Origin of the sequence: Pseudoalteromonas sp. SG45-3 (assembly GCF_014164075.1) — a bacterium.
GTDB lineage: Bacteria > Pseudomonadota > Gammaproteobacteria > Enterobacterales > Alteromonadaceae > Pseudoalteromonas > Pseudoalteromonas distincta.
The window spans coordinates 68439-89559 of the sequence record NZ_JACJEN010000003.1 but is presented as its reverse complement, the minus strand read 5'-3'; the positions used below and the strand labels follow the sequence as shown (position 1 = coordinate 89559).

The following is a 21121-nucleotide window of genomic DNA, read 5'->3' as shown; positions in this document are numbered from 1 at the left end:
GCTAAGCAGCTGCTCTTGAAGGTATTCAGTTTTAAGCGTTAAGCCCGAATGGGTCGTCAATACTATAACTTGGTTGTGTAAACCAATGAGGGCCGTTGTCGGTCATGTAAAAATGATCTTCTAAGCGTACGCCAAATTCATCGGGTATAACTAACATTGGTTCGTTACTAAAGCACATGCCTGGGGCAAGTGGGGTTTTATCACCGCCAACTAAGTATGGCCATTCATGAATGTCTAGCCCAATGCCGTGGCCAGTTCGGTGTGGGCAACCCGGTGTTTGGTATTGCGGGCCTAGCCCTTGCGCCGCTAAATAGTTACGGGCGCCCGCGTCTACGTCTTCGCACGTAGCACCAATTTTAGCTGCATTAAATGCCGCCATTTGCGCTGCTTTTTCATGATCCCAAAACATACGTTGGCGCATTGTTGGTTCGCCAAATACATAGGTACGGGTTATATCTGATAGGTAATCGTGTACTTTACAGCCGGTATCAATTAGTACCATATCGCCTTTTTTAAGTATTTGGGCATCTTTAACACCGTGCGGGAAAGACGTTGCAACACCAAATAAAACAATACAAAAATAGTTACCTGGCGCGCCTACTTTTTGGTGTGCTTTCTTAATAAAGGCTTCTACTTCGGTGGTGGTTATTCCCTCATAAAGCATACTTGCTGTGGCTTGATGTACGGCTAAGGTCATGTCCATCGCGCGTTGCATTAAGCTAAGTTCATGAACTGATTTATGCATACGGCAATGCGCCGTTACAGGTTGTGCATTTATGAGGGTTAAACCCGTTTGTGCTTTATTAATGCCGTCGAATATAAAAAATTGTGCGCTTTCATCAATGCCAATGGTTGCGTTTTCATTAATGTTTAACTTTTTTAATACTTCGACAAAAAGTGCATAAGGATTTTCGTGCTCTTGCCACCCATGAATAGGCCCATCTATTACTTTAAACCCGTTTAGTGAACCAATTTCGAAATAAGGCGCAATGTATTGTACTTCACCAAGGGCGGGTAATATCGCGCCAACCATACGTTCGCTCGCGTACCATTTCATGCCTGTAAAGTAGGTAAGGTTGGTGCCAGCGTTTAAATAAATTGCATCTATGTTGTTTGCTAGCATATACGCTTGAGCCTTGGCTATGCGCTCTAAATGTTCGTCAGCTGCGATAGGGGTCAGCGTTTGCGTCATGTTACTTAGGCTTGCCAGCGCTTGCTCGCTTGATTGTGTACCAATACCGATGGTGGTCATATTTTTCTCCTTGGATTTTTAGCTAGTGTGATTAATACCAAGGTAAAATTCAATGTTATGCGATAAGAGGCTATTAGTTTATAGCCTCTTAAAATGGCATATTATTTTTTAGCGTAAGGTAAACGCGTGAGTTTATTACTTGTGTGGTAGCTATCAAGCCCGGTTACTGCCACCGTTTCAATAGCCTGTAAATCTAAAAAGCCATCACTTTGAAGTGCTACTTCATCTAAATACACATCAGTGATTTCACCGATTACAAGCTCTGTGCCATTGATGGCTAAATGTTGGTTTTCTACAAATTTAACCGAGTACTTTAAGCGGCTTTCTTTAACAAAAGGCGCTGCAAAGTCATTTAAATATTCGGGCGTTAAACCTGTCGTCGCAAATTCCGACTCGCCTTTGTCGTAGCGGGCTGATGTTTGATGAGCTTGCTTATAAATAGCTTTATTAACCTGGTTAATGGTGTAACTACCGGTTTCGATTATGTTTTCGAACGTATGTCGAGGCACGCTATTTGGGCGCATTATCATGCCAACTAGCGGCGGGTGAGCACCTAAATGAATAACAGAGCTAACAATGGCGAGATTAGTATTGCCTTGTTTGTCTTGCGTGCCAATTAAGTTGGCGCTTTTAAAACCCGAAAGCGAATTAATTAAATGAGTACGAGTGTGTTTTTCAAGTGCGTTTATGCGTTCTTTAGTAAAATGCATTAAAGGTCCTTACCACGGTATGGTTTCGCCTTGCCAATCTAAGTAGGCAGGCTCACCATTGAGTTCTAAATGAAGGTTATTAAAAGTAAGTGTAAATAGCTGCTTAGCTACAAATTCAGCTGTAAAGAGTTTTCCAGCGGGTACGTTTTTTTGAAATGGCTTTGAAAGCGCAGTATCAGTAGTCCCTGGGTGAAATAAAACGAGCTTGGTATTTTTAGCTCGGCGTGAAAGCTCAATCGCTGCGGTTTTAAATAGCATGTTAAGAGCAGCCTTAGAGGCGCGATACGTATACCAACCGCCTAATTTATTGTCGTTAATGCTGCCCACACGCGCACTGAGTGCTGTAATAGTACAGTGCGTTTTATGTGTTAAGAGCGGCAAAATACTCTGCAAGCAAAGTAGGGGAGTTAGGGTGTTTGAATTGAGAAGTTGGCTAAAATACTCAGCGTCTAAATCCTCCAGCTTTTTTTCGGGCATATGGGTTTCGTTGTGCAGTGTACCATTGAATATAATAACTTGTTGTATATCGGCACTTTGCTCTTTTAGGTAATTAGTAACGCGCGCTAAACTTTGTTTTGTGTAGTCAGTATGCAGGTGGACAACACTTGAGTCAGATTCAATACTTTTTGAACTAATACAAACTATCTGATGAGTAGGCGTGTTTATTTGTAGATGTTCTATATATGCATTTGCTATGGCACTGCTTGCGCCGAATAAAACAATGGTTTTCATTTATCACCTTTTGCTTTTAGTCCACATTCGCCGTTACTGCACTGAGTATTTGGCATTAAAAAGCGACTGATGGGGTGCCTATACTTAGCAAATAACAGGTATCCGCAGTCAGCGAAAAAGCGGATTATTGGCAAGCGAAAAATTTTCAACCAGCTATGTTTACCCACTATTTTCCATGCTTCGTACGTTACATCAAGCCCGTAAATCATTTCACCTGATTGCTTTTGGGCTTGCAGGTAGTTCATTGCTTTGTCTTTATCAATATACGGGTAGCGTTCACTAAAGTCGCTCGCGTTAAGATCTTCAAGCGTAATTAGATTTTTAGAGTCTGCGTGTTTTAGTTGCTGCATTTCGGTGCTGCAAAGAGGGCAGTTTCCATCGTAAAAAATGATCATGTAATCGCTTTGTGATTATTTTATATATACTTTTTTACGACAAGACATTGCAAATGGATCTATTAAATTTCTCTTCATGATGATATTAATAGTGTCCTACGAAACAAAGGAGAATGAGAAATGAGTGAACAATATGCCGCCTTGCGAGGTAATGTAAATTTACTTGGGCAATTACTAGGACAAACTATTAAGGATGCTCAAGGCCAAGCTATTTTAGATAAAGTAGAAGAAATTCGGGCTTTATCTAAATCATCTCGCAGTGGTAATGAAGACGACAGACAAGCGCTAATAGATGTTTTACATGCGCTTAGTGATGAAGAGCTTTTGCCGGTTGCCCGTTCATTTAATCATTTTTTAAACCTTGCTAATGTAGCAGAACAATTTCATACCGTTTCGCGTTTTAATGACGTTGGCCTTGGTCAACAAAACCCTCTCACTCAAACATTAAAAACGTTAGTTACAAAAGCAGAACAAGGCCAGCTAGATAGTAATCATTTGGCCGAAACACTCTCAAAACTCCACATAAACTTAGTATTAACCGCCCACCCAACCGAGGTGACGCGCCGTACTATTATTAACAAACATGTTGAACTAAGTGATTGCTTAGCGTCATTAGAGCGAAAAGATAACTTACCGCTAGAGCGAGATGCTATTTTAAATCGTATTGAACAGCTTATTAGCCAGGCTTGGCATACCGACGACATTCGCCGCTCTCGCCCAACGCCAGTTGATGAAGCTAAATGGGGTTATGCGGTAATCGAAAACAGTCTTTGGCACGCTGTTCCGCGCTTTTTACGTGAATTTTCAGCCAATGTGAAAGAGCAATTAAGTTTAGAGCTACCAAAAGATTACAGCCCGATTGAGTTCACATCTTGGATGGGTGGAGACCGTGATGGAAATCCATTTGTAACATCGCAGGTTACAGCTGAGGTGCTTGACCACGGTCGTTGGATGGCGCTTAACTTATATATTCAAGATTTAAAAACGTTATGCGCTGAATTATCTATGTCAGACGCCAGTGATGAGCTTATTGAGTTGGCAGGTCAAGACTTTGAACCATACAGAGCGGTGATCAAAAAGCTTAAAAACCAAGTTGCAGAGACCGTGGCTCACCTGGGCGCTAAAATTAAAAATAAGCGTAGCGATTCACAAGATTTAATTACTGACATTAATCAGCTTAAGCACCCTGTAGAGGTCTGCTACCGCTCGTTATTAAAGTGTAATATGAAAGTAGTTGCTGATGGCTTATTGCTTGATTTACTGTACCGTATTAATAGCTTTGGCTTGCGTTTAGCTAAACTCGATGTGCGCCAAGACTCGTCTCGTCACAGCGATGTTTTTTCTGAGTTGACTCGTTATTTAGGTTTAGGCGACTACAACCAATGGCAAGAGCAAGATAAACAAGCTTTTTTACTTACTGAACTTAACTCTCGCAGACCGCTTATTCCAAAACATTGGCAACCAAGCCCTGATGTTCAAGAAGTGCTAGACACCTTTGATGTTATTGCTAAGCAAGACGAACAAACATTTGGCTTGTATATTATTTCGATGGCGCGAACAGCATCAGACATTTTAGCAGTACAATTATTGCTAAAAGAAAGTGGCTGTAGCTTTGATTTACCAGTAGCACCCTTGTTTGAAACACTCGACGATTTAAACGCAGGCAGTGATGTAATTACTACATTACTTGATAATGTTTGGTATCGCGGGCACATTAAAAACACCCAAAATGTAATGATTGGTTACTCTGATTCTGCTAAAGATGCCGGCATGATGGCAGCAGGTTGGGCACAGTACGAAGCAATGGATAAACTAGTGCAGCTTGCTGATGAGCGTGGTATTGAACTTATTTTATTCCACGGACGTGGTGGCACAGTAGGGCGTGGTGGCGCACCTGCTGCACAAGCGCTGCATTCACAACCGCCAGGTTCGTTAAAAGGTGGTTTACGTGTAACCGAGCAAGGCGAGATGATTCGCTTTAAATTTGGTTTACCTGATGTAGCACTGCAAAGCTTAAATATTTACGCAGGTGCAGTACTACAAAGTAACTTATTACCGCCGCCGGAACCAAAACCGCAGTGGCGCGAAGTAATGAAGCTAATAAGTGAGGAGTCGTGTGAACATTACCGTAATGTAGTTCGCCACGATGAAAACTTTGTACCTTACTTTAGAATGGCAACGCCTGAACTTGAGTTGTCTAAGTTGCCGCTTGGCTCGCGTCCTGCAAAACGTAATCCTAATGGTGGCGTTGAAAGCCTGCGTGCTATTCCATGGATTTTTGCGTGGAGCCAAAACCGTTTAATGCTTCCTGCATGGTTAGGTGCGTTAACTGGCTTAAAAGCTGCGCTTAATAAGTACGGCGCAGAAACCCTAAACGAAATGAGCCTACAGTGGCCATTCTTTAGATCGCGCCTAGAAATGCTAGAAATGGTATTTAGTAAAGCCGATTGCTGGTTGAGTGAGCATTACGATAATGCGCTGGTGGAAGATATGTACAAACCATTGGGTGTAACACTTCGTAAAGAGCTTCAAGAAGCGATTAGCTTGGTGCAATCACTTAGCCCACAAAAAAGCCTACTCGCCGAACAACCTTGGATTAAGGAGTCGATTAGTTTACGTAATCCGTACACCGATCCACTTAACCTACTACAGGTTGAGCTTTTACGCCGTGCTCGCTCAGAGGAAAAACGAAACGAAGGTGACATTGATAATGCGTTAATGATCACGATGACAGGTATAGCTGCAGGTATGCGTAATACCGGCTAACACTTTATTTTGTTAGGTATACCTATTAGTATTAAAAGGGAGCACGCGATGTGCTCCCTTTTTTTGCGTTAAATAGGCTGGTATTTAACACCCTAACCTTTTAAACTACTTAGCCATTGAATAATTAAAAAATATTATGGCTTCAGCAACTTTTACTGTACAGCAAGATACAGCACTTACAAATTCGCACTTCACATTAAGCGTAGCGCAAACAGCGTCATTACGTAGTCAATTAAAATCACAACGTGGCATATTAAATTCTAATAATATTAAAGCGTTATGCGCGCAACTCAATGTGTCTGATGATGTATTACTACAAGGTTTAGTGCCTTTAGCTGCTGAGTATGCCGTTGCGCCAGTGTCAGATTTTCATGTAGGCGCAATTGTTAAAGCGCTTGATAAAAAGGGTGAGGTAAACTTTTACTTTGGTGCGAATGTAGAGTTTGATCATCAAGCATTGAGTTTAGTGGTTCATGCAGAGCAATCGGCTATAAATAACGCATGGTTAAACGGCGCTAAAAAAATAGTTAAAATTGCGATTAGCGATGCGCCTTGTGGGTATTGTCGCCAGTTTATGAACGAACTCGCTGATGCGAAAGAGTTTGATATTTTACTTCCTGATCAGCAATTTAAACTTGCTCAATTACTGCCGCATTCATTTGGACCTACCGATTTAGGTAACGAATTTAGCTTGTTTAACCCAAAACCACAGCAAGGTAATTTTAGCTTTGATGGCCTTGATGAAACCCTTGCGCGTTTTGCACTTAATGCGTACGTGCCTTACAGCCAAAACTTTAGCGCCGTAAAAATAAGTACATTTAGTGATGGTGATTTTTACGGAAGTTACGCCGAAAATGCAGCTTACAGTCCAAGTTTATCGCCACTACAAAGTGCACTAAGTCAGTTCTTTTTAGCTGGGCTTAGCTTTAACGAAAGTACGGTGAAGGGAATAACATTGCTCGAAACAGCGGGTCGTGAAAACCAGTCGCAAGTGGCAAAAGCTGTACTTGCCAGTTTTACGCATTTACCAGCACTTAAAGTAATTAGCGCACCACTTAAATAGTGGCTTGCATACAATAAAGCACAGCCGGAGCTGTGCTTTATTAAAGCGAGCCATTCTATCGAATTAACTCACTCACTGACTGCTATAACCTGTATTAATCAAGTAATACTTTAGCTGCTTCTAATACTACTGCTACAGATTTACGCTCAATTTCACCGTGGTCTACATTTGGTATTTCTTGGCGAGTACGATTAACAAGTACGCCTGCTACACATGCTGCTTGTAATCCAAGGGCTGCACACATAGTAAATAATGTTGCCGATTCCATTTCGTAGTTCATCACGCCCAATTTTTGCCACTCTTCGCAGCTACCTTGTAGTGATTTAGGAACGTAACCAGAGTGCGTATCGTAACGCTCTTGCCCTGGGTAGAATGTATCGCTTGATGCAGTAATACCAATATGAAAATCGATATTTAGGTTTTTACATGCTTGTACCATAGCTTGTGTTGCATAAAAGTCAGATACAGCAGGGTAGCTAAGTGGTGCAAAATGTTGGCTAGCTCCATCTAAACGTACAGACGCTTGGCTAATTAAAATTTCGCCTTCGTTAATGTGTGGCTGAATTGCACCGGTTGTACCAATACGTAAAAATTTACGCACGCCAAGTTGTGCTAATTCTTCTACTGCAATCGACGTAGATGGACCACCAATACCTGTAGAACATATAACGACAGAGTGGCCGTTTAATTGACCTAAATAAACATGAAACTCGCGAGTTTGAGCAAGGCAGGTTGGGTTGTCTAGGAATTGTGAAATACGTGCTGCACGATCTGGATCGCCCGGTACAATCGCAAGTTTTGCACCTTTAAGATCGTCAATACATAGTCCTAAGTGAAATACCTTTTCCATAGCTAAGCCTTTTATAATAATTTGTTGTCAATCTAGCATGATTGCTAGAAACGTTTATCAAGTACAGGACGATTGTCCGTTTTATCTTAACTCTTCCAATAAAGCCTTAATAATTTTAAGGGCTAATTTGATTTATTCACCAACTATGAATATTCACTCAAGTACTTATATACGTAGCCTTGTTGCGCTGTTGACATGTTCAAGCAGACATAATAAGTATCACTCAAGCGCGTAACTACGATTAAATGAATGATTACAAGTTTTCATTAATATCAAATAAATTCAATAGCTTAGCCTTGTGGTGAACACGTAAAAACTAACGTGTTTACTTATATTAAGCACTGACTTATTTAGCAAAGTGGCATTTATTTGAAGTTTAGGCATTTTTAGTGATTTTGCATAATTAATCAAAAGTAATCAAAACTAATTAGCTACGTACAGAATAAAAACCGAAGGAGTTTATTATGAGCACACAATTTGAAGCATTTAAAAACAAAGTTGAGCACTGTTTGTGCGCACCGGGCGATGGCGTATACACAGTAAATACTGCAAAAGAGCGCAAAGCCGCACTGCGTAATAAACTTTACGGACAAACTGAAAACGTTGATAACTTGTGGCGCGAGTCTTTAAACGAATTACCAAACTCACCACATAAAGCCGTTATGTTAGGTATTAGCTCCGACTGTGGCGGTGGGATATTACGCGGCGCAAACTGGGGGCCACTGTTTGTGCGCTCAGCATTAATTGATCAGCAACCGCAGTGTCATTCGTTTGATTTGGGTGATGTACGTGTGATCCCACATCTACTTCATGACAAATACCTAAATGATGCGACTATTTCTAATTGCCAAAAAGCCTTATATGGTGATGAAGATAACGATTATTACGTAAGCCCGTTATCAATCACTGAAGATGTGTGCGACAGTTTTTACGCAACGTTTAAAGATAAAGGATTATTTGGTATTGGTGGCGATCACTCAATTAGTTACCCACTTACTAAAGCGTACTTAAAAGCAAAACGTGAGCAAGGTAAGCGCACGGCTATTATTCACTTTGACGCGCATACCGATTTACTTGTGGAGCGCTTAGGTATTGATTTATGTTTTGGCTCGTGGTGTACACATATATTAGAGTTTTTACCGGCGCCGCATCATTTAATACAATTTGGTATACGCTCAAGTGGCAAGCCTAAAGCGCATTGGGAAAATACTTTTGGTGTTAAACAGCACTGGGCACATGAAATCATTGAACGCGGCGCAGCAGCGGTTGCTGCCGACGCTATTGCACAGTTAAAAGCCGATAACGTTGATGAAATATACGTAAGCTTTGATATTGATGCGCTTGATGCTGAATTTGCATCTGCCACAGGTACACCAGAGCATCACGGTTTAACGCCTCAGCATGCGCTTGATATTTTATCAGCCATTGCGGATGAGTTTCCTATTACGGGTGCAGATATGATGGAGATAGCGCCATTTACCGACAGCTCTTTAGTTGGCCAATCAAGCTCAGAAACGACACTTAGAGAAGGCGCTAAAATTTCAGCCTTTTTAATTAGTGCAATGAACAAGTAAGCTGTAGAAGCTATAAATACTAGCACTATCAGCGTATAAGTGTGCATCACATGACTAAAAACTAGCAGTTCATAAAGCCTCAGCTATATTTATTAAATACATATAATGAGTTAGTTGAGGCCTCGCTAGATGAAATTGTTGATCTTTTTATTGTTCATTAGCTGTATTAAAGTTGATGCAGCTGAAATTACAATAGTAACGGAAGTATTTCCGGACTTTCAGTATATTAATGAAGATAACAAACTCGTTGGCCGCTCTGTCGAAAAAGTTCATAAAGCGCTAGAAGGTACAGGTATAAACTACACTATGTTGGCGCATAGTTGGGCCATATCCTACAATGCAGCGCTACGCGATAAAAACACCTGTATATTTTCGATTGTTCGATTACCTAATAGAGAAAGTAAGTTTAACTGGGTAGGCGAACTGGAAAGCTTTGACTCTGCCATTTATGGTCTAAAATCCAGAGGTATAAAGTTAAACACACTCAATGATGCTAAAAAATACAAAATAGCAGTACTGCGTGATAACTTTAGTCATCATTATTTGCTTGAAAGGGGCTTTAGTGAAAGCAAGCATTTATTACTCATCGATAGCCTAGATAAAATAGATAAACTCATAAGCACTCGTCACCATATACTTGATTTTGTTATCCTCAACAAAAAGCAATTTAACTATCGAGTTAAAACAGAGCCTAAGCTTGAGTTACTAGAACCATTACTTGATTTAAATACAACTCAGTCTCCGTTATTTTTTGCCTGTAATATAAATATGGATCCGGCTTTAGTTTCTCAATTAAAAGTCGCCTTTAATAAAATTTAAGTACTTTAAACTCACTGTTTTACCTCTTAAATAATTGAAAATTAATAGTTTAAATATATTTCGTAAATATAAATTGCTGCGTTTAAAAAACCGATTATAATCCAGCTGCTTTTTGTTTAAAAAAGCGCTAACTTATTGGAGCGTTAAATGGGTGATTTAATCGGGATTAGCTTATTGATCTTGATCAGTGCGTTGTTTGCTATGTCAGAAATAGCAATTGCAGCGTCGCGTAAAATAAAACTGCGGGTAATGGCAGATGAAGGAAATATAAAAGCAGCAGCGGTATTAAAGCTACAAGAAAATCCAGGGGCTTTTTTTGCCATGATCCAAATTGCACTCAACGCGATTGCGATTTTGGGTGGTATTGTGGGCGAGCAGGCTTTATCGCCTTATGTTGAAAGTGTTTTAGTGCTTTTTTATCAAGGTGCACACTTAGAAAAAATTAGCTTTTTATTCTCATTTTTTACTATTACATCTCTGTTTATCTTGTTCGCCGATTTAATGCCAAAACGTTTAGCGATGATCATGCCAGAAGCTGTCGCTGTTAGAGTCGTTACAATAATGCGCTGGGTAACCTTTGCCTTAACTCCGCTAGTGATGTTTTTTAATGGGGTAACTAACTTTGTGCTGCGCTTATTTAAAGTGCCCGCTGAGCGAGAAGACAACGTTACAACTGAGGACATTGTTGCCATGATGGAAGCGGGTGCTGCATATGGTAGTTTGCAAAAGCAAGAGTATGAACTCATTGGTAATGTGTTTGACCTAGAAGCGCGGTTTTTATCAAGCGTAATGACGCCACGCGACCAAATTGTCTATTTTGATTTAAACGAATCTAGCCATGATATTGCGACCAAAATTATTGACCACCCTCATAATCACTTTTTAGTAGTGTCAGGAAATTTAGATAAATTGCATGGCTCTGTTGAATCTAAAGATATTTTACGACAAGTACTAAAAGGCGAAGCCGCCAATATAAACGATGAGCTGATTGATAAAGATGTTTTTTACTTACCGGAAACATTAAGCCTATCAGAAGCCTTAAATGCGTTTAAAAGCGCAGCAAAGCCATTTGCTGTTGTCGTAAACGAATACGCGCTTTCGGTAGGTATTGTAACGGTAAAAGACTTAATGAAAGGGTTTATGGGGGATTTAATTACTCATCAAGGTGATGAATTAATTATAGAGCGCGATAAAAATTCATGGCTTGTAGATGGGTTAACTCCAATTACCGATTTAGCAAAGGTACTTGATATAGAAGAATTTCCAGATCAGATGCACTATGAAACTGTCGCTGGATTTTTAATTTACAGTATGAAGCGAATCCCTAAACGTGCAGAGCATTTAACTTTTTCAGGCTTTAAGTTTGAAGTTGTTGATGTAGAGGGAATTAGGGTAGAGCAGTTGTTAGTTTCAAGAGTTATTAATCCACAGAACGACAACCCCCTTTAAAAAAGTAAGATAGTCGTTTATATAAATAGCCAAGCTGTTTTTGCTTGGCTTTTTTGTGCCTATTTAAAAGTTCTGTGCTTAAAATGAGTGGTTATTTCAATCTGTTTAATTGCTTTATTTTCAAACAGCTTTGATTCTATTTTCATCAAATTAACATTAAATGCTACCTAAGGCGTATATTGTATTCAATAGTGTAAGTTTGTGTAAATTTCTCCTTATTAAGATTCATTATCAGCGCATTTTAATTTAGAATGATCGTTCACTCTAAACTAAAAGGTATTTAACATGCAGCGTTCCCGCATCGCTTTATTTGTATTATCAGCCCTCGTCGGTTCTGTTGCTTTAACTGGTTGTGATCAGGCTGCTGAGCAGTCACAAGCTTCAGCTCCTCAAGCTGTGCCAGTGGGTGTACTGACATTAAAAAGCCAAGCGCTTACTCTCAAAAAAGAACTTCCTGGGCGTATCAGTGCATTTCAAATTGCTGAAATTCGCCCACAAGTAAGTGGTATTGTGCAATCTCGTTTATTTGTCGAAGGTAAAGAGGTTAAGCAAGGCCAAGCACTGTATCAAATAGACCCAGCTACATTTGAAGCAGACCTTGCAGCAAGTGAAGCGAGCGTTGCACGCGCAGAGGCAAGCATCGCCAGCTCTAAATCAAAAGCATCACGTTACGGCGAACTCTTAAAAATCAAAGCAGTGAGCCAACAAGATTTTGACGAAGCGGATGCTGCGTACAAACAAGCAAATGCTGAATTATTAACGGCTAAAGCGCAGTTAAAATCAGCACAAATTAACCTTGATTACAGCCATGTGTCTTCCCCTATTAGTGGTCAAATTAGTAAATCAAGCGTAACAGTGGGTGCACTTGTAAGTGCCAATCAAAGTACAGCACTTGCTACAGTAACTCAGTTAGATCCAATTTATATCGATTTAACACAATCGAGCAATGAGTTGACGCAACTTAAAAAAGCGATTGCATCTGGCCGTTTAGGTATTGATGCAAACAGCCAAACAGATGTTGAATTAATAATGGAAGATGGCTCGGCGTATTCTCACAAAGGAACGTTGCAGTTCTCAGAAGTGACTGTTGACCCAAGTACCGGCTCTGTAACTTTGCGCGCTAAGTTCCCTAACCCTGAAAAGCTATTATTACCAGGCATGTATGCACGTGCATCTATTGTTGAAGGCGTTAAAGCGGATGCGATTTTAGTACCGCAACGTGGCGTTAGCCGTAATTCAAAAGGCGAACCAACAGCAATGGTTGTCAGTAAAGACAATACAGTAGAAAGCCGCGTATTAAAAGTAGATAGAACTATTGGTTCTGATTGGCTTGTTACTGATGGCTTAAGTGATGGCGATAAGTTAATAGTTGAAGGTTTACAAAAAATCCGCCCTGGTGCACCTGTGAACCCATCTGAAATTCAATCGTCTGCTAAAGCCGATCAAGCTCAATAACGGAGAGTTTTAATGTCACGATTTTTTATCGATAGACCGATATTTGCTTGGGTACTCGCTATTGTAGTGATGCTAGCAGGTATTTTGGCTATACAAAGCTTGCCAATTGCACAGTATCCGTCAATTGCACCGCCAGCAATTAGTATCACGGCAACGTACCCTGGTGCATCTGCACGTACGCTTGAAGATACGGTTACGCAAGTTATAGAGCAAAAAATGAAAGGGCTTGATGGCTTACTTTATATGTCATCAACGTCTGAGTCGAGCGGTTCAGCAACGCTTACTCTTTCGTTTAGCGCCGAAACAGACCCTGATATTGCACAAGTTCAAGTGCAAAATAAATTAGCGACAGCAACACCACTTTTACCTGAAGAAGTACAAAGGCAAGGTGTCGTTGTTGCAAAGTCTGCGCGTAACTTTTTGATGGTATTAGGTTTTGTGTCTAAAGATGGCAGTATGACCAACATCGATATTGGTGATTATGTATCATCAAACGTGCAAGATATTGTTTCACGTGTTGAAGGCATAGGTGAAGTGCAATTATTTGGCTCACAATACGCTATGCGAATTTGGTTAGACCCTGCAAAGTTACAAAATTATAAGCTTACACCTGCTGATATTAGTGCATCAATTAGTGCGCAAAATGCACAAGTATCTGCCGGTCAACTTGGCGGTATGCCTGCCGTTGATGGTCAGCAACTTAATGCAACGGTGACAGCGCAAAGTCGTTTACAAACGGTCGAGCAGTTTGAGAATATTTTAGTAAAAACAAATCCTGATGGCTCTTTTGTCCGCCTTGAGGATGTTGCACGTGTAGAGTTGGGTGGCGAAAGCTACCGTGTTGTAGCACGCTACGATGGACAACCTGCTTCGGGTTTAGGTATTAAATTGGCCAGTGGCGCGAATGCACTTGATGCAGCGGCAGGCGTTAAAGCCGCAATTGAAGAGTTAAAACCTTATTTTCCTGAAGGGTTAGATGTAGTTGTACCCTATGACACCACACCATTTGTATCTTTATCAATTGAAAAAGTAGTTCATACGCTTATTGAAGCGGTTATTTTAGTGTTTGTCGTCATGTATTTGTTTTTACAAAACTTCCGAGCAACGCTTATTCCGACCATTGCCGTGCCTGTGGTATTGCTTGGTACGTTTGGTATTTTGTACACCTTTGGTTATTCAATCAATACGTTAACCATGTTCGCGATGGTACTTGCCATAGGCTTACTTGTGGATGATGCGATTGTTGTAGTCGAAAACGTTGAGCGCTTAATGACCGAGGAAAAACTCTCGGCACTTGAAGCTACGCGTAAATCTATGGATGAAATTAAAGGCGCGTTGGTCGGTATTGCCATGGTACTTTCTGCGGTATTTATACCAATGGCATTCTTTAGTGGCTCTACCGGTATAATTTATCGTCAGTTTTCTATAACACTCGTATCGGCGATGGGGTTATCTGTTTTAGTGGCTCTTATTTTAACGCCAGCATTATGTGCAACGCTTTTAAAACCAAGCCATGTACATAACAATAACACGCTATTTGGCCGATTTTTTACAGGCTTTAACCGTGGTTTTGATAAAACAAACTCAGGTGCACAAAGTTTTGTGGGCCGTATGCTTACGCACTCTAAGCGCTATCTGCTTATTTATGGCGTGATTGTGGGCGGCATGGTTTATGTATTCTCAAGCTTACCAACGGCATTTTTGCCTGACGAAGACCAAGGTATTTTGTTTAACCAAGTGTCATTACCGGCAGGCTCCACAACACAACAAACACTTGAGGTTGTTAAAAAAGTAGAGAACCATTTCTTAAATGATCAATCCGAAGCAGTAAACGGTATTTTTACCGTGACTGGTTTTAGTTTTGCTGGTTCTGGCCAAAACTCAGCGATTGCGTTTGTTAACTTTAAGCATTGGGATGAGCGTCAGCGAGATGATTTATCTGTTAAAGCGGTTGCAGGTAAAGCAATGGGCTACTTTTCAACAATAAAAGAAGCCTTTGTTTTTGCCTTTCCGCCACCTGCAATTGTTGAGCTGGGTACGGCCAATGGCTTTACTCTCTTTTTACAAGACCGTGTTGGCCTTGGACATGATGATTTATTAGCGGCAAGAAACCAATTATTAGGTATGGCGAGCCAAAGCCCAATTTTAGCGGGCGTACGTCCAAATGGACAAGAAGACATGCCAGAACTTCAACTTGATGTAGATTTAGCAAAAGCTGAAGCACTTGGTGTTTCACAAGGCGATATAAACAGCACGCTTGCCACTGCTTGGGGGAGTAGTTATGTAAATGACTTTATAGACCGTGGTCGCGTGAAGAAAGTATACCTACAAGGTGATGCGCAATCGCGTATGGTGCCTGAGGATCTAAACAAGTGGTATGTGCGCAATGATAATGGCGACATGGTGCCGTTTTCAGCTTTTGCTAGCTCGTTTTGGACATACGGTTCACCACGCTTAGAGCGTTACAATGGTTTTTCAGCAATGGAAATTCAAGGTAGTGCAGCGCCAGGTTACAGTACAGGCCAAGCAATGGATGAAATGGAGCGTTTAGTTAAACAATTACCAAATGGTATTTCGTCTGAGTGGACCGGTATTTCATTCCAAGAGCGCTCTAGTAGCGGTCAAGCACCTCTACTATATGGCCTATCGCTGCTGTTTGTATTTTTATGTTTAGCCGCGCTTTATGAAAGTTGGTCGGTACCGTTTGCGGTAATGATGATTGTGCCACTGGGTATATTTGGTGCAATTATGGCAGCGCTTGGCGGTGGCTTATCTAACGATATTTACTTGCAGGTAGGTTTGTTGACCACCATTGGCTTGGCATCTAAAAATGCGATACTGATTGTAGAGTTTGCGATTCATAAAATGGAAGAAGGGCTTGGCTTAGTTGATGCGGCTATTGCAGCTGTTCGCCTACGTTTGCGTCCAATACTTATGACTTCGATGGCCTTTATTTGTGGTGTTTTACCGCTTGCAATTGCCTCAAGCGCGGGTTCTGGTGCGCAAAATGCGTTAGGTATTTCGATTATTGGCGGCACACTTGCATCATCAATATTAGTTGTTGTTTTTGTACCGTTATTCTTTGTGTTAGTGCGCCGTGTATTTCCTGGCAAAGCTAAAGAGACAACGAAGGAGAGCGCAGAATGAGCATTAAAACATTCAGCCTAAGTGCAATTGCTTTATTGGTGCTAAGTGGTTGCCAATTAGCGCCTGAGCAAAAAGACCTTGCTCTACCAGTATCTGATGCTTATGCATCAGATACTGGGCAAACCGCTGCGCAGCAATTAAATTGGCAGCAGTTTTTTAATGACGAAAAATTACAAACGTTAATTACGCAAAGCCTTGAGCATAATAAAGACATGCAAATTGCAGTGCTTAATGTGCAGCGTGTGCGTGGTTTATATCAAATTGAAGACTCTGCTTTGTATCCATCCCTTGATTTAAATGCTTCTGGTACGCGCCAGCGTTTACCGGCTGACTTATCAGGTACTGGCGATGCAGCTATTAGCTCGCAGTACAGTGCAACAGTAGGTATTACCTCTTACGAGTTAGATATTTGGGGCAAAGTACGCAATCAATCAGCGCAAGCACTGCAAAACTTATACTCTACAGAGCTTAGCCAATACAGCACGCAGGTGTCTTTAATTTCAGAGTTGGCAAATGCGTGGCTAAATTATGCAACTGATTTGCAACTGCTAGAGCTTGCAAAAGAAACGCTTACCTCTCAGCAAGAGTCATTATCGCTTACGCAAAAAAGCTTTGATTTAGGTGCGACGTCTTCAATTACCCTTGAGCAGCTTAAAAGCACAGTTGCTACGGCAAAAGTAGACATAGCAACGTACAAACGTTTGTTAAAGCGTGATAAAAGTGCCTTAGATTTATTAGTAGGTAAATCTGTTTCAGCTGATTTACTGCCTAATAAAGACCTGACTAACTTGATCAGTATGCCAGAAGTACCAGTTGGTTTACCGTCTGATCTGCTATCACAGCGCCCTGATATTAAAGCCGCTGAGCATTTAATGCTTGCTGCTAATGCCAATATTGGTATTGCTCGAGCGGCGTTTTATCCAAGCATAAGCTTAACAGCCAACGCGGGGTCTGCTTCAAGTGACTTAAGTGGCTTGTTTGATTCAGGCTCTGGGACATGGAGTTTTGTGCCGACAATTAGCTTACCTATTTTTAATATGGGACGTAACCAAGCAAATCTTGATGTAGCAAAAGCAGATCAAGAAATTGCAGTGGCAACGTATCAGCAAAAAATTCAAAATGCGTTTCGCGAAGTTGCCGATGCACTTGCTGATAGAGAAGGTTACCAAGAGCAATTAAGTGCCCTTGATATGCTTATAAGTAGTCGACAAATCACGTTTGATTTATCAAAAATGCGTTACGAAAAAGGCGCAGATAGCTACTTGCAAGTACTTGATGCTCAGCGTACGTGGTACGGCGCGCAGCAGCAGTTAATTGCGGGTCAGCAAGCGTATCTTGCGAGTCAAATTAACTTGTACAAAGCGCTTGGTGGCGGATGGAATGTAGCCAGTGAAACAACTCAGGAAGAGAAATAATATTTGCGGCTTTTAAAGCCGCATTACATATTTATATGGCGAGACTATTTATAGCTCTTGCTTTACTGAGTTTATGACTTGGTAGTGGAGTTGAACATGAAGCCTAAAGCAAAAAGGCAAACAGATCCCGCGATAGCACTTGCTAGGCGTGAGCAAATTTTAACAGCTGCTGCAGAGTGTTTTCGCCGTAAAGGTTACCACGGTGCAGGTATGGCAGAAATATCTAAAACGGCAGGGATGAGTGCAGGGCATATTTATAATTACTTTGAAAGCAAAGAAGCGATTATAGAAAGCATTATTGAAAAAGACATGGAAGAAATGTTCTCTATCTTTCAAAAGTTTGAAGATCACCCTGGTGATGTTTTGGCGGCTCTTTTAGATGGCTTAAATATTGGCGTGCAAAGACACATGGATACAGGCTCATGTGTTATCGATTTAGATATGATGGCAGAAGCGGGTCGTAATATTAAAGTTGCTACTCTTTTGCGTGAAACCGATATTCAAGCAAGAGGGCGCATGAGGCAGCTTTTAACAAGCGAGCGAAGTGCGCTCAAAGACATTGATGAGCGTGAACTTGAAAGCCGAATTAATGTTATTTTTTCGATGATGGCAGGGTTATTACTTAGAAAGTTACTTTACCCTGAGCTAACCGAAGAAACGGTACTCATAGCGCTTCGCCCTGCGATGAAAACATTACTGATGCCATTTGATAAAGCGCAGTAACGCTCAAAGTAAATAACTAAAAAGTAAGCTAGCCAATATTTTGGCTAGCTTTTTTATTTATACTATTTAAAAACGCTCGATTGACCACTGAAGTGCAACAATTGCGATAGCAACGGAGCCCATTGGCATTAACCATTTTTTATACCAAGTGTAGTGTCGTACATAAATGAGTATTGGTAAGGCTATCAGTAATATACTAAGTTGACCGATTTCGACGCCTAAATTAAACGCCAATATACTGAGCAGTTGATAGTCGCTCGACAGGCCAAGTTCGCCAAGTACGCTCGCAAATCCCATCCCATGTAGTAAACCAAAAGCAAAAGTAAGCCAACCTAAACGAAGTACCAACGGCCACACATTATTTAATGCTGCAAATAAAACCGATATAGCAATTCCAAGCTCTACCCAGCGACTATTTGGTGATACAAGGTTCATAGCGGTGGCGGTAAGCGTAATAGAGTGCGCAAGAGTAAACGCGGTTACTATCCATGCTGTGTGTTTAATAATGTGTTTTTTAGAGCTAATACCTTGCCATGCTTTATTGCTGCGTTTTAAAACACAGGTAAGTAACAAAGCGATTAAAAATAAAATATGATCAATACCAATCCAAATATGTAAAACACCTTGGTAAACGTATTGATTAAAGGTACTTAAATAACTTGTTTGTTCAAAGCTAAATGTTTGCTGAGCCTCGTTGATATTAAATACACGAGATACACCGTTAATATTTACGATGGATTTATGGTTAGCATCAGTTTTGAAAAAAGCGGAATAGGAAAGGGTGATTGCTTCATTGTCATCACAGCTAAACTGCAGCGGAATAACCAAATAAGGTTGGTTAAAATGGTTATCTAGCTGATAGATACCTTCACTTTTTAAAGGGCATATTTGCGCGCTTTGCGTGATATTTAAACTTTCTGTAATGAAGTTATTAATTGAGCTGCGTTTTGCTTTTATTTCTGCCCACGAAATTTGACCGTTTTTATCTAAATCCAGAGGCACTGTGTGCTCTAAGTCGGCGATATTAACTTGCCAGGTACCCGTGTATTGGCTTTTGTTGGTGTCGTTATCGTTCTTGCTATTTAGGGTTATATAACTTGTACTTAGTTGATGGGAAAAGCTGTAAGTTGAGAAAATACACAGCATTAAAGTGAGTATAAATAGATAAGGCGTTTTCATAGTGTATCTCGTTGCATCGCTTTTGCTTTAATAAGTAATTGCTCATCGGTGCTCATTTTAGCCTGTTGCCAATTAATATGAGCCCAGTAAAGTGCTTTTTCACGATTTGGTTGTACATCAAGGTAATATTTAGCTAAGTCACTCGCATGAAAAGAATCTTTACGAAGCTCTCTAAGTGTAACTCTTTTCGCCATTGTATTTTGCCATTTTTTATCGCGTTTATTTAGTTTTTTTTCTGCGATTGAAAGCCTTAGTAAAATAGCATCTTCTAAATTACTTTTATCTGGAAGCAGTACGCTTAATGTATTTAATACTTGTTGAGGTTGATTTAGCGCAATTTGAATATCGGCCCATAACACAATGAGGCTCACAGGAGCTTGAACTAAATCTACGCTTTGTAAGTGAGACAAAGCTTGCTTGTAGTTACTTAGACGGTAGCTCATTTCACTTAAAACATGGTTTGTAGCTAAACTAGTTTGGTTATTGTTTATAATTTTAACTAATGTTTGGTAGCTGTCTAAAACGCTTTCATGCTGGCTTTGTACGTCTAGTACACAAGTGCTAGCAGTAATGGTACTTACTTGACCAATCAAGGCAACACAGTGTTGTTTTGCCTTTGTAAATTCACCTTGGGTCATCAATATATTGGCCAGTAACAAATGGCTATTACTGTGCTTTGGCTCGGTAATCAAAACGTTGTTGGCAACGTTAATTGCTTCGTCAAAAAGGTGCTCTTTTTGTAAAACACGAGCATATAAGTAACCAATTTGAGATGAGGGTGTTTGTTTATATAGCTGGGCTAAACGGGTCTTAAGTAGCCCCTGTAAACGCTCTGTTTGGCCTACATATTGGCTGTTAGTGACTAATGTATTTATTTCCTCAACAGACAGAGAAGCACTAAGCGTTGAATTACTGTTAGCAATAACTGCGTCATCTTTTGGAGTATAAGGAGCCGCACTCACCGCGAAAGAGGTTAAGCAAATAGCAATAATAGTGAGGGGTTTAAGTACTGATAAATGCATTATAAATATCCTTTGAAAAAAAGCCATCCATGGCCTGTCAGCTTAATGACTTGGTTAGTTACCGCTTGTAGAAATTAATCCATCAACATCGGTATCAGTGTTTGTAAACACCCGACCATTAACAGTTAACGGCTCTGCATTTGGCGCTTGGTTAAATGCATCGGTTGCAAATTGAGCAAAGTCAACTTGCAGCGCCTCAATCGTAATACTTACTGTTGCAGTAACTTGCGAATTAACGCCATCACTTACACCAAACATAAAGCTATCTGAACCTGTTGCTTCTTTATTAGGTGTATAAGTAAAGTTACCATCACTGTCAACATTAACAGTACCGAGCATTGGCTCACTTGTTAACGAGTAAGTAAGTGAGTCGCCATCATTATCGCTTGCGTTAAGCATATCGGTAATGCTTACTTCAGTTTGTGTTGTTAGCATTGCATCGCTTGCTGTAGGTGCGGTGTTTACAACCGGTGTAGGTTGTTTTTTATCATCATCGCTACTACATGCTCCCAATGTTAATGCACTGAGGAGAACACAAATATGGGTAGTTTTTAAATTACGCATTATTTT

General features: G+C 40.5%; 17 protein-coding genes. 9 read left to right on the top strand and 8 right to left on the bottom strand.

From position 1 onward, the window contains the following. Positions 1-31 precede the first annotated feature (31 nt). The 4 genes from H5126_RS04895 to H5126_RS04880 all read right to left on the bottom strand — a co-directional run bounded on the left by H5126_RS04895 (position 32) and on the right by H5126_RS04880 (position 3089). Entirely contained in the window at positions 32-1252 is a 1221-nt protein-coding gene (locus H5126_RS04895; RefSeq protein WP_182695192.1) for a Xaa-Pro peptidase family protein, read from the bottom strand. 101 nt (positions 1253-1353) lie between these two features. Beyond that, positions 1354-1962, bottom strand: a complete 609-nt coding sequence (locus tag H5126_RS04890; RefSeq protein ID WP_182720157.1) for a flavin reductase family protein — start codon at positions 1960-1962, stop codon at positions 1354-1356. A 9-nt stretch (positions 1963-1971) separates the two neighbouring features. Next, positions 1972-2694 carry an SDR family NAD(P)-dependent oxidoreductase gene (locus H5126_RS04885; protein ID WP_154902913.1) on the bottom strand — a complete coding sequence of 241 codons (723 nt, stop codon included), beginning with the start codon at positions 2692-2694 and terminating at the stop codon, positions 1972-1974. Next, complete coding sequence (locus H5126_RS04880; RefSeq protein ID WP_154902912.1) at positions 2691-3089, bottom strand: thiol-disulfide oxidoreductase DCC family protein; 399 nt, start codon at positions 3087-3089, stop codon at positions 2691-2693. Before H5126_RS04880 ends, H5126_RS04885 begins: the two co-directional genes overlap by 4 nt. Before the next feature lie 120 nt (positions 3090-3209). Here H5126_RS04880 and ppc point away from each other — a divergent pair, with 120 nt between their 5' ends. Both ppc and cdd read left to right on the top strand, forming a co-directional pair. Next, positions 3210-5855, top strand: coding sequence for a phosphoenolpyruvate carboxylase (gene ppc / locus H5126_RS04875; protein WP_002959021.1), 2646 nt, complete (start codon positions 3210-3212; stop codon positions 5853-5855). 136 nt (positions 5856-5991) lie between these two features. After that, on the top strand, positions 5992-6918 hold the full coding sequence (gene cdd, locus H5126_RS04870) for a cytidine deaminase (RefSeq protein ID WP_182720158.1): 927 nt from the start codon (positions 5992-5994) through the stop codon (positions 6916-6918). A 94-nt stretch (positions 6919-7012) separates the two neighbouring features. Here cdd and udp read toward each other — a convergent pair whose 3' ends face one another. Beyond that, positions 7013-7768 carry a uridine phosphorylase gene (gene udp, locus H5126_RS04865; RefSeq protein WP_007375563.1) on the bottom strand — a complete coding sequence of 252 codons (756 nt, stop codon included), beginning with the start codon at positions 7766-7768 and terminating at the stop codon, positions 7013-7015. 464 nt (positions 7769-8232) lie between these two features. Between udp and H5126_RS04860 the strand changes: the two genes are divergently transcribed. The 7 genes from H5126_RS04860 to H5126_RS04830 all read left to right on the top strand — a co-directional run bounded on the left by H5126_RS04860 (position 8233) and on the right by H5126_RS04830 (position 18350). Beyond that, positions 8233-9342 carry an arginase family protein gene (locus tag H5126_RS04860; RefSeq protein WP_024605708.1) on the top strand — a complete coding sequence of 370 codons (1110 nt, stop codon included), beginning with the start codon at positions 8233-8235 and terminating at the stop codon, positions 9340-9342. A gap of 129 nt (positions 9343-9471) precedes the next feature. Beyond that, positions 9472-10161 (top strand): transporter substrate-binding domain-containing protein, encoded by a 690-nt coding sequence (locus tag H5126_RS04855; protein WP_002959026.1) that lies wholly within the window; start codon positions 9472-9474, stop codon positions 10159-10161. A gap of 147 nt (positions 10162-10308) precedes the next feature. Continuing rightward, positions 10309-11610: a hemolysin family protein gene (locus H5126_RS04850; protein WP_002959027.1), complete on the top strand. Its 1302-nt coding sequence runs from the start codon at positions 10309-10311 to the stop codon at positions 11608-11610. 285 nt (positions 11611-11895) lie between these two features. Next, positions 11896-13065: an efflux RND transporter periplasmic adaptor subunit gene (locus H5126_RS04845; RefSeq protein ID WP_182720159.1), complete on the top strand. Its 1170-nt coding sequence runs from the start codon at positions 11896-11898 to the stop codon at positions 13063-13065. A gap of 12 nt (positions 13066-13077) precedes the next feature. Next, entirely contained in the window at positions 13078-16212 is a 3135-nt protein-coding gene (locus H5126_RS04840) for an efflux RND transporter permease subunit (protein ID WP_182720160.1), read from the top strand. Next, a complete protein-coding gene (locus H5126_RS04835; RefSeq protein ID WP_182720161.1) occupies positions 16209-17627 on the top strand; it encodes an efflux transporter outer membrane subunit in 1419 nt (472 codons plus the stop codon). Before H5126_RS04840 ends, H5126_RS04835 begins: the two co-directional genes overlap by 4 nt. A 96-nt stretch (positions 17628-17723) precedes the next feature. Next, positions 17724-18350, top strand: coding sequence for a TetR/AcrR family transcriptional regulator (locus H5126_RS04830; RefSeq protein ID WP_002959031.1), 627 nt, complete (start codon positions 17724-17726; stop codon positions 18348-18350). A gap of 66 nt (positions 18351-18416) precedes the next feature. Here the strand turns inward: H5126_RS04830 and H5126_RS04825 are convergent, their stop codons facing one another. The 3 genes from H5126_RS04825 to H5126_RS04815 are packed head-to-tail and all read right to left on the bottom strand — an operon-like array spanning position 18417 to position 21115. Then, the gene (locus H5126_RS04825; RefSeq protein WP_182720162.1) at positions 18417-19529 is read right to left on the bottom strand and encodes a HupE/UreJ family protein; all 1113 of its coding nucleotides are present in this window, start codon (positions 19527-19529) and stop codon (positions 18417-18419) included. Beyond that, positions 19526-20551 (bottom strand): hypothetical protein, encoded by a 1026-nt coding sequence (locus H5126_RS04820; RefSeq protein ID WP_182720163.1) that lies wholly within the window; start codon positions 20549-20551, stop codon positions 19526-19528. The genes H5126_RS04825 and H5126_RS04820 overlap by 4 nt, the downstream gene beginning before the upstream one ends. A gap of 54 nt (positions 20552-20605) precedes the next feature. Further along, positions 20606-21115: an Ig-like domain-containing protein gene (locus H5126_RS04815; protein ID WP_024600513.1), complete on the bottom strand. Its 510-nt coding sequence runs from the start codon at positions 21113-21115 to the stop codon at positions 20606-20608. Positions 21116-21121: the final 6 nt, after the last annotated feature.

Coding starts and splice junctions, on each gene's coding strand:
- H5126_RS04895 (WP_182695192.1), bottom strand. CDS start 1,252: ATGACCACCATCGGTATTGGTACACAATCAAGCGAGCAAGCGCTGGCA.
- H5126_RS04890 (WP_182720157.1), bottom strand. CDS start 1,962: ATGCATTTTACTAAAGAACGCATAAACGCACTTGAAAAACACACTCGT.
- H5126_RS04885 (WP_154902913.1), bottom strand. CDS start 2,694: ATGAAAACCATTGTTTTATTCGGCGCAAGCAGTGCCATAGCAAATGCA.
- H5126_RS04880 (WP_154902912.1), bottom strand. CDS start 3,089: ATGATCATTTTTTACGATGGAAACTGCCCTCTTTGCAGCACCGAAATG.
- ppc (WP_002959021.1), top strand. CDS start 3,210: ATGAGTGAACAATATGCCGCCTTGCGAGGTAATGTAAATTTACTTGGG.
- cdd (WP_182720158.1), top strand. CDS start 5,992: ATGGCTTCAGCAACTTTTACTGTACAGCAAGATACAGCACTTACAAAT.
- udp (WP_007375563.1), bottom strand. CDS start 7,768: ATGGAAAAGGTATTTCACTTAGGACTATGTATTGACGATCTTAAAGGT.
- H5126_RS04860 (WP_024605708.1), top strand. CDS start 8,233: ATGAGCACACAATTTGAAGCATTTAAAAACAAAGTTGAGCACTGTTTG.
- H5126_RS04855 (WP_002959026.1), top strand. CDS start 9,472: ATGAAATTGTTGATCTTTTTATTGTTCATTAGCTGTATTAAAGTTGAT.
- H5126_RS04850 (WP_002959027.1), top strand. CDS start 10,309: ATGGGTGATTTAATCGGGATTAGCTTATTGATCTTGATCAGTGCGTTG.
- H5126_RS04845 (WP_182720159.1), top strand. CDS start 11,896: ATGCAGCGTTCCCGCATCGCTTTATTTGTATTATCAGCCCTCGTCGGT.
- H5126_RS04840 (WP_182720160.1), top strand. CDS start 13,078: ATGTCACGATTTTTTATCGATAGACCGATATTTGCTTGGGTACTCGCT.
- H5126_RS04835 (WP_182720161.1), top strand. CDS start 16,209: ATGAGCATTAAAACATTCAGCCTAAGTGCAATTGCTTTATTGGTGCTA.
- H5126_RS04830 (WP_002959031.1), top strand. CDS start 17,724: ATGAAGCCTAAAGCAAAAAGGCAAACAGATCCCGCGATAGCACTTGCT.
- H5126_RS04825 (WP_182720162.1), bottom strand. CDS start 19,529: ATGAAAACGCCTTATCTATTTATACTCACTTTAATGCTGTGTATTTTC.
- H5126_RS04820 (WP_182720163.1), bottom strand. CDS start 20,551: ATGCATTTATCAGTACTTAAACCCCTCACTATTATTGCTATTTGCTTA.
- H5126_RS04815 (WP_024600513.1), bottom strand. CDS start 21,115: ATGCGTAATTTAAAAACTACCCATATTTGTGTTCTCCTCAGTGCATTA.